This is a genomic window from Telluria sp. AZSoR62, assembly GCF_058111565.1.
The window spans coordinates 115,178-127,610 of record NZ_JBYTST010000005.1 but is presented as its reverse complement, the minus strand read 5'-3'; the positions used below and the strand labels follow the sequence as shown (position 1 = coordinate 127,610).

The following is a 12,433-nucleotide window of genomic DNA, read 5'->3' as shown; positions in this document are numbered from 1 at the left end:
TTAATTCGTCCTGGTGACTTTGCTCAGGTGGCGCGGGCGGTCCGGGTCGAGGCCGCGTGCTTTCGACAGTTTCGCGGCCATCATGTAGAAGGCCTGGATCGCGACGATCGGATCGAGGTCGGGGATGGCGGCGGTAGGCAGCAGCAGGTCGCGGCTGGCGACGTCCTCGGGTGCTGCCAGCAGCACGTGCGCGCCGCGGCCGCGCATTTCCTCGGCCAGCGCCACCAGGCCGGCCTGCGCCGGGCCGCGGGTAGCGAAGATCAGGAGCGGGTAGCCTTCCTCGATCAGCGCCATCGGGCCATGCTTGATCTCGGCGCCGGAAAACGCTTCGGCCTGCAGGGCCGAGGTTTCCTTGAATTTCAGGCTGGCTTCCAGCGCCACCGGGAAGCTGATGCCGCGGCCGACTACCATGATGTTACGGGCCGGGGCCAGCACGTCGATGGCGGCGGACCAGTCGCTTTGCGCAGCAAGCCGCAGCGAGTCGGGCAGGGCGGCAATGCCGGCGCGCAGTTCGGCGTCGTCCTGCCATTCGGCCACCAGGCGCGCGCCGGCGACCATGCTGGCGATGAAGCTCTTGGTGGCGGCCACGCTCTGCTCCTTGCCGGCGTGCAGCGGCATGGTCCATTCGGCTGCGTCGGCAAGCGGCGAGCGGTCGTCGTTGACCAGCGCCACCGTAGTGGCGCCGCCGGCGCGGAAGTACTGGATCGGCTCGACGACGTCCGGGCTCTGGCCCGACTGCGAGATCGACACGGCCAGCGTGTCGCGCGTGACCAGCGGCGACTTGTACAGGGTGACCAGCGACATCGGCAGCGAGGTCACCAGGCGGCCCATGCGCGCCATGATCAGGTAGGCCAGGTAGCTCGAGGCGTGGTCGGAGCTGCCGCGCGCGACCGTCACCACGCTGTGGAAATTCGTCGCGCGCAGGCTGCGGCCCAGTTCCGTGTAGCGGTCGACATCCTGGGCCAGTTGCTGGGCGATGCAGTCGCCGGCGGACAGGGCTTCCTGGTACATGAGCGAGGTGGTCGGGGTCACAGTGCTACTCCTTCGATATAGACGGCTTTGATGTTCAGGTCGCGGTCGAGCACCACGAAATCGGCATGGCAGCCGGGCGCCAGGCGCCCGCGCTGGGTCTCGCCGAGGTAGTCGGCGGCATTGGTCGACACGCGCCGGCTGGCTTCAAACAGCGGCAGGCCGATCTTGACCAGGTTGCGCAAGGCCTGGTCCATGGTCAGGGTGCTGCCGGCCAGGGTGCCGTCGGCCAGGCGCACGCCGCCCATGCACTTGTGGACCACCTGGCGGCCCAGCATGTATTCGCCGTCCGGCATGCCGGCGGCGGCGGTGGAATCGGTCACGCAGAACAGCTTCGGGATGCAGCGCAGCGCGGTCTTGATCGCGCCCGGGTGCACGTGCAGCAGGTCGGGGATGATCTCGGCGTATTCGGCATGGGCCAGCGCCGCGCCGACCATGCCGGGATCGCGGTGGTGCAGGCCGGGCATGGCGTTGAACAGATGGGTGAAGCCGACCGCGCCGTGTTCGAGCGCCTGCACGCCGGTTTCATACGAGCCGTTGGTATGGCCGATCTGCACCCGGATGCCGGCATCGGCCATCGCGCGCAGCAGCTCCATGTGGCCCTCGATCTCGGGCGCCACCGTGATCAGGCGCATCGGCGCCTGTTCATTGAAACGGTTCACTTCGTCGAGCGAGGCTTCGCGCGCGAAGGGCGGCTGGGCGCCCAGCTTGCCCGAGTTGATGTACGGGCCTTCCAGGTGCACGCCCAGGATGCGCGCCTCGTTCCTGCCGCGCGCCTTGCATGCCGCGCCGATGGCGCCCAGGGCGCGCTCGATGTCTTCGACGGGCGCGGTCATGGTGGTGGCCAGCAGGGCGGTGGTGCCGTGCTTGGCGTGCATGGCGGCGATGACGTGCGGCGCGTCGCCGCCTTCCATCATGTCGCGGCCGCCGCCGCCGTGCACGTGCACGTCGATGAAGCCGGGCAGGATGTAGTCGTCGCCGTTGGATGCGGGGTCGGCCTCGGCGCCGTCGATGCCGTCGATGCGCTCGCCGTGGCGCAGTTCGCCGTGGATCCAGCCGCCGGGGGTGAGGATGTTGCGCTTCATTGTGCTGCTCCTTCAAGGTGGCGCCGGATCATGCGCAGCGCGCCGGCGGCGGAATCGCCCTGGGCCGGGACGCAGCGCGCCAGGATGGCAGGGGGCAGCCAGGCGCGCAGCACCTCGCCCAGGCCGCCGCACAGGGCCAGCGGCAAGGTGCCGCTGCGGTCGAGCGCCATGGCGATGCTGGCCACTTCCTGGCCGGCGTGTTCGAGGACGGCGCGCGCCACCGGGTCGCTCTCGCCATGCGCCACGACGAAGCGCGCCAGGCTGGCATACGCGGCCGGGTTGGCCTTGCCGATCCAGACCTGCACCGCGTCGCGCGAGCCGCCGCAAAAGGCGATGACCTCGCGCGCAAAGGCGCGGCCTTTGACACGGCCGTCGAGCACCTGCTCGATGTGGTTCAGGGCGCGCAGGCCCATCCAGGCGCCGCTGGCTTCGTCCCCGGCCGGGAAGCCCCAGCCGCCGACTTCGACCTTGGTGCCGTCCTGCAGCATGGCTTCGCCGACGCTGCCGGTGCCGATGGCGACGATGGCGCCGGGCCGGCCGCCGTGCGCGCCCATCAGGGTGGTGAAGCCGTCGGTGTCCAGGGCCAGCGCGGCGTAGCCGGGACTGGCGGCGACGAACTGCGCGGCCCATTCCTTGTTGTGCACGCCCGCCAGGCCCAGGCCGATGGCGCAGGCGTGCGTGGGAATGGTGGGGATGCCGATGGCGGCGAAGGCTTGCCGGAGCACGCCGTCGATGGTGGTCCAGGCGTTGTCGATGCCGCGCGAGAGGGCGGACGGGCCGCCGCTGGCCTGCGCCAGTTCGGCGCCGTCCAGGCTGGCCAGGCGCACGCGCGTGCCGGTGCCGCCGCCGTCGACGCCGATGAGATAGTCGATCATGTTGGGTGTGTTCTGCCGGGGAGGGTCAGCGCACTATAGGCAGGCGGCTCCAGCCTGTCAACAGGTATTTAAGTGGTATGCAAACATCCTGTGCCCATCCGCCCTGAATGGCATAGGAAATTTGCATAAGCGCTTGATTATGCAAATGTTTTTGGTGGTATCGAAATTGGTATTGTCGAGTGGTCAGAATTGCGGTAGCTCGTAGGGTGGGCAGATTCTGCCCAAGCGTTCAACCAGCGGCAAAATAGCCGTGCGCGTGTTCATTCTTCAGCTCAACGCGTGGGCAAGAAACTTGCCCACGCTACGCTGCGCGTCGATTCCTCTACTGCGACTGGTGCCTGCTCCCGCCCCGATCCACCAGCAGCAGTTGCCCTTCATCCTCGCGGCGCGCATTGCGGCCCACGACATTCACCGCCGCATTGCCCGCGCCGCTGACCGCGATCTCGGCACGGCCGGCCGTCAAGCCGCGTCCTTCCAGTCCGCCCGAGCCGCTCAGCTGGGCCTTGACCAGCTCCACCTTGCCCTCGATGCGGGCCGTGCCAGGCCCGCTCATCTTGAGCAGGAGCCGCTTGCCGTCCATCTTTGCTTCCAGCCCGCCCGAGCCGCGCAGGTCCGCGTCGAGCGTATCCGACACATGGGCCAGTTCGATGCCGCCCGGGCCGCGGGATTTGACGGTCGCGCGCTTGACCTTCAGCTCGCCCGCATCGAGGTCGCCCGAGCCGGTGACTTCGGCGGTGAGTTCGCCGATGGCGCCGCCCAGCGTCGCCCCACCGGGGCCGCCGAGGCGCACGCTGGCCGAGGCGGCCTGCAAGCCGCTGACCTGCAGCTCGCCCGAGCCGCTCACTTCCGCGTCGAAACGCTTGATGGCGCCGGCCACGCAGGCGCTGCCCGGGCCGCGCTGGACGGTGGAGGCGGCATCGACCGCCAGCGCGCAGGCCTCGAAGTCGCCCGAGCCTTCGACCTCGGCGCGCAGTTCGCGCGCGCTGCCCGACAGTTTCATGCTCCCGGGGCCGCTCATGCGCGCGTTCAGGCGCGCCAGGCGCAGGCCGTCGGCCTCCAGGTCGCCCGATCCGGTGAGGCTGGCCACCAGCTCGTTGCCGACGCCGGCCAGGCGCACGTCGCCCGGTCCCGACTGGGCCAGTTCGACATTGGCCGCCTTCAGGCGATGCAGGTCGACGTCGCCGCTGCCGGTCGAGCGCACCGCCAGGTCGCGCACCGCGCCGGCGGCCTGCAGGTCGCCCGGGCCGTCCACGCTGAGCGAGAAGCGCTCGCCCGAGAGCTGGGCCAGCTCGACGTCGCCGCTGCCGGACATCTTCAGGCTTTTCAGTTGCGCGGCCGTGATGCTGACGGTGGGCGTCTCGCGCTTGCCCCAGCTGAAGTGGAAACCGTTGCGCTGGACCGGGCGCACCACCAGGGTGTCGCCGCGCACGAAGGTCTCGACCTCGTCCAGCTGCTTGCGCTCGCCCGAGACCTCGACCGCCTGGCGGCCCTGGGCGCGCACCACGACGTCGAAGGGGCCGGACAGCTCGATGGCGCTGAAGGCGGCCACGGTGCGCTGCTGCGCCACGACGTCGCCGCGTGGCGACTCGGCGTGGCTGGGCTGGGTGGCGAGGAAGCCGGCGGCGATGGCCGCGGCGAGGAGGGCGGGCTTGAGGGCGGTCGTCATGGTCTGGTGATCAGTGGAAGCCAAGGGGAGGCTGAACGATATGACAAGCTTTCGCTTGCCGCCCGGGTAAAACGACGAACGCGCAAAAACGGGCACTGGGATGCGGATTCGGCGGATGGGCCGTGGCCGGACGGCGCTGTCAAGCCCTCTTGTTAGGGTGTGTCGTCTAGCAAGTTTGCTTGAATGTCATCTGGACAGCTTGTTATAGTTGAGTATTTACAAATTTGTTGTTGCGCTTCCCGTCCACGCTACCAAAGGAATTCCATGAACCGTCCCGCTTTCCCACGTTGCCGCACCCTGATGTGCCTGGCCATCGCCAGTGCCTTCCCGCTTGAGGCGGCCCTGGCCCAGGAAGCCGCCGCCGCCCAGGACGCACCGGCAGCGCAAGCCGCGCCCGCGCAGGGCGGCCAGCGGCTCGACGTGGTGATCGTGACGGCCCAGCGCCGCGCCGAGAACATCCGCGAGGTTCCGATGGCGATCACCACCCTCAGCGGCGACAAGCTCGACACCCTGGTCGCCGGCGGCCAGGACATCCGCTTCCTGTCCGGCCGCTCGCCCAGCCTGAACGTCGAATCCGACTACGGCCGCTCGTTCCCGCGCTTTTACATCCGCGGCCAGGGCAATACCGACTTCGACCTGAACGCCTCGCAGCCGGTCGGCCTGGTGGTCGACGACATCGTGCAGGAAAGCCCAATGCTCAAGGGCTTCCCGGTATTCGACACCGAGCAGATCGAAGTGCTGCGCGGCCCGCAGGGCACCCTGTTCGGCCGCAATTCGCCGGCCGGCGTGATCAAGTTCGACTCGGTCAAGCCGGTGTTCAAGCGCGAAGGCTATTTAAGCCTGGGCCTGGGCAACTACGGCGCCAAGAACGCCGAAGGCGTGTTCAACCTGCCATTCAGCGACACCGTGGCCGCGCGCATTTCGCTGCAGTCGCAGAACCGCGACGACCGCGTGCACAACCCGCGCCCGACCGGTACCCGCGACTTCGAGGGCTACCACGACAACGCCGGCCGCATCCAGGTGCTGGTCCAGCCGAACAAGCAGTTCAGCGCGCTGTTCAACGTCCACATGCGCGACCTGGACAACAACGCCACCCTGTTCCGCGCCAACATCATCAAGGCCGGCACCAACGACCTGGTCGACGGCTTCGACTACGGCTCCTATCCGACCGACGGCGTCAACAAGCAGACCCTGAAGACCAAGGGCGCCAACATGCGCCTGCGCTGGAACGGCGACGCCATCACCCTGCATTCGATCACCGGCTACGAGTCGGCCGACTTCTACAGCCGCGCCGACGTCGACGGCGGCTACGGCGCCGTGTATGCGCAGCCGATGGGCCCGGGCTACATTCCCTTCGTGGTCGAGACGGCCGACCTGCTGCCGTTCCACCGCCAGTTCACCCAGGAATTCCGCGCCGAGTCCAACGGCACCGGCCCGCTGCAGTGGATCGGCGGCCTGTTCTACTTCAACGAAGACATCCAGATCGACAGCATCAGCTTCGATTCGCTCGCGCCCGGCAATCCGCAGAACCCCTTCTTCGCGACCCAGAACCAGTCGACCGAATCCTGGGCCGCCTTCGGCTCGCTGAACTACACCGTCTCGGATAAGCTGAAACTGCGCGGCGGCCTGCGCTACACCAGCGACAAGAAGGACTTCTCGGCGCGCCGCGTCGAAGCCACCACGGCCGGTCCCTTCATCATCAACAACGACTCGACCAACGTCAGCTGGGACCTGAGCGGCACCTATTCGCTCAATGCCGACACCAACCTGTTCGCGCGCGTGGCCACCGGCTACCGCGCACCGAGCATGCAGGGCCGCTTGAACGGCCTGGCGGACCGCCCGTCCTTCGCCGACGCCGAAAAAGTGCTGTCCTACGAGGCCGGCATCAAGCAGGAGCTGTTCGACCGCCGCGCGCGCGTGTCGGCCAGCGTGTTCCAGTACCGCGTCAAGGACAAGCAGCTCACCGCCGGCAGTGGCGTGGTCAACATGAACCAGTTGATCAATGCCGACAAGGTCACGGGGCAAGGCGTGGAACTGGACTTCCAGGCGGTGCTGGCCGACGGCCTGCGCTTCTCTTCCGGCGTGAGCTACAACGACACCGAGATCAAGGACGGCGCCCTGTTCGTCCAGCAGTGCGGCAACTTCGCCAACACCGGCGGGCGCGCCGGCTGCACGGTGACCGATCCGGTCGGCCCGTTCGCCGGCACCGTGCGCATCGACGGCAACCCGCTGCCGCGCGCACCGAAGTGGCAGGCCAACTTCAGCTTGTCGTACACGGTGCCGGTGGGCGAAGGCGACTTCTTCGCCAACACCGACTGGGCCTACCGCACGACCTACAACATGTTCCTATACGAAGCCAAGGAGTACAAGGCCCGTTCGCTGGTCGAGGGCGGCCTGCGCCTGGGCTACAAGTGGAACGACGGGAAGTACGAAGTGTCGGCCTTTGCCCGCAACATCACCGACCGCGTGCAGGTAGTCGGCGCGATCGACTTCGACAACCTGACCGGCATCCTGAACGAGCCGCGCACCCTCGGCGCCCAGTTCAAGGTCAATTTCTAAGCACCCTGCATGATCTGAAAAAAACCGGCCCCCGAGGCCGGTTTTTCGTTGTGTGGGCCGGTATTTTCAATGCAGCAGTGGTGCTATAGTCGGCGAATCTTCCACCGGGGAGCCGCCATGTCATCACTCACCGTCCGCAAGCTCGATGTCGACCTGGCCCGGGGCTTCGGCCGCCGCTGGTTGGGTGGCGACGCTTACCGCAGCCAGTGGTTCAATGCGCTGTCGATGACCTTCCCGATCGGCGAGCAGATGTTCATCGACAGCCTGCGCGCGGTGCCGGAAGAGCGCCTCATGGATCCCGTGCTATGCGCCGAAGTGAAGGATTTCGTCGGCCAGGAAGCGACCCACCGCCACGTCCACATCCAGTACAACGCCGAGCTGGCGCGCCAGAACCTGGCCTTCGTCACCGAAAAACGCATCCTATGGCGCGTCGCGCGGGTGTCGCGCCTGGACGTGCGCAGCCGGGTGGCCGTCACCTGCGCCTTCGAGCACTACACCGCCATGCTGGCCGACGGCGTCCTGCGTCACCCGCAGTGGATCGCGGATGCCGAGCCGGCGCTGCGCCGCCTGTGGGAATGGCATGCGGTCGAGGAGCTCGAGCACAAGGGCGTGGCCTTCGACGTCTATCGCGCCGCGGGCGGCGGCTACTGGCGCCGGGTGCTGTGGTTCGTGCAGGTGAGCCTGGTGTTCTGGTTCGATAACTTCATCCAGACCGCGCACAACCTGCACCGCGACGGCGCCTTGTGGCGGCCCGGCACCTGGCTGAGCGCCGCGCGCATGTGGTTCGGGCGGCGCGGCCTGGCCTGGCACATGGCCGGGCCCGTGCTGCAGTACTTCTCGCCATCCTTCCATCCCTGGGCGCACGACAACCGGGCGCTGGTCAAAACGTGGCTCGACCGCAACAGTGACGCCTACCGGGCGATTCGCAGCAGCGCTCCGTGAGCGGCCCGGGGCCTGCCGGGTGGCGGGAGCGGGCCGGGCGGTGTCATAATGGGGCCATGCAAGGAGAATTCCAGTGATCCGCTATATGGGCACCCGCACGAACGGCGAGGGGGCGGCCGTCTACGTCTTCATCGTCAACGGCATGCAGAAGGAAGTGCGCGAGCATGCGCTCAAGCAGCACCCGGGCTGCTTCGAAGCGCTGCCTGCCGCGGTCAAGGCCAAGATCGCGGCCAACCGCGCCTGGCTCTCGAAGCTCTGATTCCCTCATGGCCACCCGGCGCCGGGCGCTTGCCGCCTGCATCATGCTGGCCTGCGGCTGCGGGGTGGCGCAGGCCATGCCCTCGACCTTCGGGCCGGTGATCGGCAATGCGCTGCTGTGCCGCAGCCACCTCGACAACCGCTATTTCCACGACTACCTCACGACCGCCTTTGGTCCCGCCTACAAGCGCGAGGGCGGGGCCTACTGGTTCAAGCTCGAGGCCACGCTATGGGGCGCGGACGTCAAGGAAGTCATGGTCAGCGACGACAGCAGCGCGCTGGTGTTCATCGCCGCGGTCACCGACAGCACGCCGGAAGAGCTGGAGCAGGGCATCCGCACGGCCCAGGGCATCGTCTTCAAGCCGCAGGATGCGACGGCCTTTCCCTTGCGCGGTTCAAAGCTGGGCAGCACGATCGCTTACATGAATGACAAAAGCAAAATATACTGCGCGAAGTTCAAATCGCCGCCGGTTCGCTAGTCACGCATGTATAACCACTATTTCCAGCTGAAGGGCGCGCCGTTCTCGATAGCGCCCGACCCGCGCTACCTGTTCATGAGCGAGCGCCACCGCGAGGCGCTGGCCCACCTGCTGTACGGGATCGGCAGCGGCGGCGGCTTCGTGCTGCTCACCGGCGAAATCGGCGCCGGCAAGACCACCGTGTGCCGCTCCTTCATCGAGCAGATCCCCGGGAACTGCCGGCTCGCCTATATCTTCAATCCGCGCCTGAGCGTCGAGGAACTGCTGCTGAGCGTGTGCGACGAGTTCCGCATCGCGCTTCCCGCCGCCAGCACGCCGCTGGGACTGAAGGGCTATGTCGATGCCATCAACCGCTACCTGCTCGATTCCCATGCCCAGGGCCTGAACAGCGTGCTGGTGATCGACGAGGCCCAGAATTTGTCGGCCGAGGTGCTGGAACAACTGCGCCTCTTGACCAACCTGGAAACCAGCGAGCGCAAGCTGCTGCAGATCATCCTGATCGGCCAGCCCGAGCTGCGCACCATGCTGGCTCTCCCGGAACTGGAGCAGCTGGCCCAGCGCGTGATCGCGCGCTACCACCTGGGGCCATTGTCTGTGCCGGAGACGGGCGCCTATGTCGCGCACCGGCTGGCAGTGGCCGGCGCCGTCGGCACGCCATTCCCTCCCGCGCTCACGCCAGCGATCCACGCGCTGACCCATGGGGTGCCGCGCCGTATCAACCTGCTGTGCGACCGCGCGCTGCTCGGCGCCTATGTCGAGAACAGCCCGCAGGTGACGCGTCCCATCCTGGACAAAGCCGCCGCCGAAGTGTTTGCGGACGAAGCGCGTGTGCGCCGCCTGCGCCTGCCGCTGGTGGCGGGCGGGGTGCTGGCGGCGGTGGCCTTGAGCGCTGCCGCCTGGCAGGCCATGCCCGCGCGCGATGCGACGCGCGATGCGACGCGCGATGTGACGCGCGATGCGGCGCCGGCCGTCGCCGCACGGGCAGCCGCGCCGGCAGCGGCAACGGCAACGGCAACGGCAACGGCAACGGCGCCGCCGGCGCAGGCCAGCCAATCCCAGGCGCTGCGCGAACTGGCCGCACTCTGGGGCCAGGCCCTGGAAGGCGACGCGCCGTGCGAGGCGGCGCCGCGCTACAGCCTGCGCTGCCACGCGGGCCACGGCGGCCTGTACGAGCTGCGCCTGCTCGACCGGCCGGCCGTGGTCACCCTGCACGACGGTCCGCGTACCAGCTACGCGGTGCTGTCGGCCATCGACGCGAACAGCGTGACCCTGAGCGCCGGCGCGCGCCGCGAGCGCGTCGACCTGGCGAACTTCGTCGCCCGTTTCGGCGGCGAGTACACGACCTTCTGGCGCATGCCGCGCGGTTTTCGCGAGCAGGTGGCCGAGGGCGACCGCGGCCCGGACGCCGACTGGCTGGCCGCGCGCCTGGCGCAGCTGAACCGGGCGCCGGCCCCGCAGGCCGGACGTGCGCTCGACGCCGGTTCGCGCGAATGGCTGCGGCGCTTCCAGGCCGCGCAGAACCTGAAGGCGGACGGGGTGGCCGGACCGCGCACCTACATGCGCCTGAACCAGCTCACCGGCGTGCCAGAACCGCGCCTGATCGCCGTCGCCGGCACCGGAAACTAGCCATGTCCTATATCCTCGAAGCCCTCAAGAAGGCACAGGCCGAGCGCCAGCTAGGCAACGCCCCGACCATCCACGCGCCCAGTCCTTCGTATGCGCCGCCGCCGGCCAGCAGCCGCAAGCCGCTGCTGGTCGGGCTGGGGGCAGGTGCGCTGGTCGTGGCGGCGGGGGCGCTGTTCCTGCTGCGCCAGCCGCCGGCTGCTGCGCCGGTGCAGGTGGCCAGCGCGCCTGCACCGGCGCCTGCGATCGTCGTGCCGCCGCCGGCGCCGGTTGCCGTGGCGCCGCCACCCGAACCGGTCGTGGAGCCGGCGCCTGCCAGGGCGAAGGAAGCGCCGGTGCGCGCCAAGCCAGAACCCGTGATCCCGGTCGCCGAGCCCGAGCCACGCCGGGTGGAAGCCGTCGAACCCGTGCCCGAGGCGCCGCGTGCGCCAGCTGCGCCGCCCGCTGCCCCGCCGGGTGCGGACGACAGCGTCGGCCCGGTGCAGTCGCTGCCGGAAGCCGTGCAGCGCGAGCTGCCGAAAGTGGCCTTCGGCGGCTATATCTATTCGCCCAATCCGGCCGAACGCCTGCTCCTGGTCGACAAGATGCTGCGCCGCGAAGGCGAGGAAGTCGCGCCCGGCCTGGTGCTGGAGCGCCTGCTGCCGAAGGCGGCGATCATGAATTTCCGTGGCTACCGCTACCGTGTCGCTTACTAGCTTCCCTGGCCCGGTGCTGGGCGTGGTCGGCTGGTCGGGCAGCGGCAAGACCTCCTTGCTGGAACACCTGGTGGGCCGGTTGGCGGGGCAGGGCCTGCGCGTGAACATCGTCAAGCACAGCCACCACGACATCGAGCTGGAACCGCCGCGCAAGGACAGCGCGCGCCTGCGCATGGCCGGCGCGGCCGAGGTGATGATTGCTTCTCCCTACCGCGTCGCCATCCTGCGCGAGCTGCGCGGCGTAGCCGAACCCTCGCTGGCCGAGCACCTGGCCCGGCTGGCGCCCGCCGACCTGACCCTGGTGGAAGGCTATAAATGGGAGCGCTTTCCCAAGCTCGAGGTGTACCGGCCGCTGCTGGGCAAGGCCGCGCTCTACCCGGACGACGCGGATATCGTGGCGGTCGTGTCCGACGTGGGCCGGCCGGAGGGGCTGGAGGGGCGGGCCTGGCTGGACCTGAATGACCCTGGTCAAGTCCTGGAGTGGCTGAGCACATGGATGCGCGATTTCCCTAAAGTTCCTGTTGGAAGCGCCGATAACGGTGGATATGCCTCAATGGGAGAATGATATGGATGTGTCGAGCATTGCCAAGCTGTCCACCAGCATCGCCGAAACCGGCAACCGCCAGGAAGTGAGCCTGGCCGTCTTCAAGAAGGCGCAGCAGATCCAGGAAGCGACCGCCACCCAGTTGCTGAACGCGCTGCCGCAGGTGCAGTCGGCGAAATTGCCGGCGCACTTGGGCAACAAGATCAATACGACGGCCTGAAAGCGGCTTGCCGGACCTGGATCCCTTGAGAAACAGGGGATCCGGCCCCGCAGCCCGCAGGTTGGCGTGTAACAATCAGCATCACTCCCTGCCTTGCATCTTTCCCCCGCCTGATAAATACTGTCGGCTTTCAGCCCAGTACCGGAGCCGTTCCATGACCCATCGTCACGCCCTGATCGCCGCCGCCCTTGCCAGCGTGTGCGCCACCCAAGCCGCCGCCCAGGAGATGGGTACGCCGAAAGCCGACCAGGAAGCCTGCTACGGCGTGGCCAAGGCCGGCCAGAATGACTGCGGCACCGCCACCCACGGCTGCTCGGCCGCTGCCAAGACCGACAACGACCCGAACGAATGGAAGTATGTCGCCAAGGGTACGTGCACCAAGCTCGGCGGTTCGCTGGAGCCGGGCAAGGCCCAGCCGGCCAAGGCTGAACCAGCCGCGCCGCAGCCGAAGAAGTAAT

Annotated in this window: 13 protein-coding genes; 9 read left to right on the top strand and 4 right to left on the bottom strand. The window is 68.3% G+C overall.

Annotated elements, in window-relative coordinates; translation table 11 throughout:
- The 4 genes from AC3XQU_RS10065 to AC3XQU_RS10050 form a co-directional block, all read right to left on the bottom strand.
- Nucleotides 1–1,011, bottom strand: a complete 1,011-nt coding sequence (locus AC3XQU_RS10065) for an SIS domain-containing protein (RefSeq protein ID WP_489874182.1) — start codon at nucleotides 1,009–1,011, stop codon at nucleotides 1–3.
- Between the two features lie 17 nt (nucleotides 1,012–1,028).
- A complete protein-coding gene (nagA, locus tag AC3XQU_RS10060; protein ID WP_489874018.1) occupies nucleotides 1,029–2,114 on the bottom strand; it encodes an N-acetylglucosamine-6-phosphate deacetylase in 1,086 nt (361 codons plus the stop codon).
- Nucleotides 2,111–2,989 carry a glucosamine kinase nucleotide-binding domain-containing protein gene (locus AC3XQU_RS10055; RefSeq protein ID WP_489874017.1) on the bottom strand — a complete coding sequence of 293 codons (879 nt, stop codon included), beginning with the start codon at nucleotides 2,987–2,989 and terminating at the stop codon, nucleotides 2,111–2,113. The genes nagA and AC3XQU_RS10055 overlap by 4 nt, the downstream gene beginning before the upstream one ends.
- A gap of 322 nt (nucleotides 2,990–3,311) precedes the next feature.
- Complete coding sequence (locus AC3XQU_RS10050) at nucleotides 3,312–4,655, bottom strand: GIN domain-containing protein (protein ID WP_489874016.1); 1,344 nt, start codon at nucleotides 4,653–4,655, stop codon at nucleotides 3,312–3,314.
- 264 nt (nucleotides 4,656–4,919) lie between these two features.
- On the opposite strand from AC3XQU_RS10050, the gene AC3XQU_RS10045 reads away from it, so the two are divergent.
- The 9 genes from AC3XQU_RS10045 to AC3XQU_RS10005 all read left to right on the top strand — a co-directional run bounded on the left by AC3XQU_RS10045 (nucleotide 4,920) and on the right by AC3XQU_RS10005 (nucleotide 12,432).
- Nucleotides 4,920–7,214: a TonB-dependent receptor gene (locus tag AC3XQU_RS10045; protein WP_489874015.1), complete on the top strand. Its 2,295-nt coding sequence runs from the start codon at nucleotides 4,920–4,922 to the stop codon at nucleotides 7,212–7,214.
- Nucleotides 7,215–7,331: 117 nt separating this feature from the next.
- On the top strand, nucleotides 7,332–8,156 hold the full coding sequence (locus tag AC3XQU_RS10040; RefSeq protein ID WP_489874014.1) for a metal-dependent hydrolase: 825 nt from the start codon (nucleotides 7,332–7,334) through the stop codon (nucleotides 8,154–8,156).
- A gap of 73 nt (nucleotides 8,157–8,229) precedes the next feature.
- The gene (locus AC3XQU_RS10035) at nucleotides 8,230–8,415 is read left to right on the top strand and encodes a hypothetical protein (RefSeq protein ID WP_489874013.1); all 186 of its coding nucleotides are present in this window, start codon (nucleotides 8,230–8,232) and stop codon (nucleotides 8,413–8,415) included.
- 7 nt (nucleotides 8,416–8,422) lie between these two features.
- Entirely contained in the window at nucleotides 8,423–8,893 is a 471-nt protein-coding gene (locus AC3XQU_RS10030; RefSeq protein ID WP_489874012.1) for a hypothetical protein, read from the top strand.
- A gap of 6 nt (nucleotides 8,894–8,899) precedes the next feature.
- Entirely contained in the window at nucleotides 8,900–10,519 is a 1,620-nt protein-coding gene (locus tag AC3XQU_RS10025; RefSeq protein ID WP_489874011.1) for an ExeA family protein, read from the top strand.
- A gap of 2 nt (nucleotides 10,520–10,521) precedes the next feature.
- Nucleotides 10,522–11,211: a general secretion pathway protein GspB gene (locus AC3XQU_RS10020; protein WP_489874010.1), complete on the top strand. Its 690-nt coding sequence runs from the start codon at nucleotides 10,522–10,524 to the stop codon at nucleotides 11,209–11,211.
- Entirely contained in the window at nucleotides 11,183–11,776 is a 594-nt protein-coding gene (gene mobB, locus AC3XQU_RS10015) for a molybdopterin-guanine dinucleotide biosynthesis protein B (RefSeq protein WP_489874009.1), read from the top strand. The genes AC3XQU_RS10020 and mobB overlap by 29 nt, the downstream gene beginning before the upstream one ends.
- A gap of 1 nt (nucleotide 11,777) precedes the next feature.
- Nucleotides 11,778–11,975 (top strand): YjfB family protein, encoded by a 198-nt coding sequence (locus tag AC3XQU_RS10010; RefSeq protein WP_489874008.1) that lies wholly within the window; start codon nucleotides 11,778–11,780, stop codon nucleotides 11,973–11,975.
- Nucleotides 11,976–12,129: 154 nt separating this feature from the next.
- Complete coding sequence (locus AC3XQU_RS10005) at nucleotides 12,130–12,432, top strand: BufA1 family periplasmic bufferin-type metallophore (protein WP_489874007.1); 303 nt, start codon at nucleotides 12,130–12,132, stop codon at nucleotides 12,430–12,432.
- Nucleotide 12,433 lies beyond the last annotated feature (1 nt).

What these genes read in the sequence shown, in the direction of transcription:
- AC3XQU_RS10065 (WP_489874182.1), bottom strand. Translation starts at nt 1,011, where the DNA reads ATGTACCAGGAAGCCCTGTCCGCCGGCGACTGCATCGCCCAGCAACTG.
- nagA (WP_489874018.1), bottom strand. Translation starts at nt 2,114, where the DNA reads ATGAAGCGCAACATCCTCACCCCCGGCGGCTGGATCCACGGCGAACTG.
- AC3XQU_RS10055 (WP_489874017.1), bottom strand. Translation starts at nt 2,989, where the DNA reads ATGATCGACTATCTCATCGGCGTCGACGGCGGCGGCACCGGCACGCGC.
- AC3XQU_RS10050 (WP_489874016.1), bottom strand. Translation starts at nt 4,655, where the DNA reads ATGACGACCGCCCTCAAGCCCGCCCTCCTCGCCGCGGCCATCGCCGCC.
- AC3XQU_RS10045 (WP_489874015.1), top strand. Translation starts at nt 4,920, where the DNA reads ATGAACCGTCCCGCTTTCCCACGTTGCCGCACCCTGATGTGCCTGGCC.
- AC3XQU_RS10040 (WP_489874014.1), top strand. Translation starts at nt 7,332, where the DNA reads ATGTCATCACTCACCGTCCGCAAGCTCGATGTCGACCTGGCCCGGGGC.
- AC3XQU_RS10030 (WP_489874012.1), top strand. Translation starts at nt 8,423, where the DNA reads ATGGCCACCCGGCGCCGGGCGCTTGCCGCCTGCATCATGCTGGCCTGC.
- AC3XQU_RS10025 (WP_489874011.1), top strand. Translation starts at nt 8,900, where the DNA reads ATGTATAACCACTATTTCCAGCTGAAGGGCGCGCCGTTCTCGATAGCG.
- AC3XQU_RS10020 (WP_489874010.1), top strand. Translation starts at nt 10,522, where the DNA reads ATGTCCTATATCCTCGAAGCCCTCAAGAAGGCACAGGCCGAGCGCCAG.
- AC3XQU_RS10010 (WP_489874008.1), top strand. Translation starts at nt 11,778, where the DNA reads ATGGATGTGTCGAGCATTGCCAAGCTGTCCACCAGCATCGCCGAAACC.
- AC3XQU_RS10005 (WP_489874007.1), top strand. Translation starts at nt 12,130, where the DNA reads ATGACCCATCGTCACGCCCTGATCGCCGCCGCCCTTGCCAGCGTGTGC.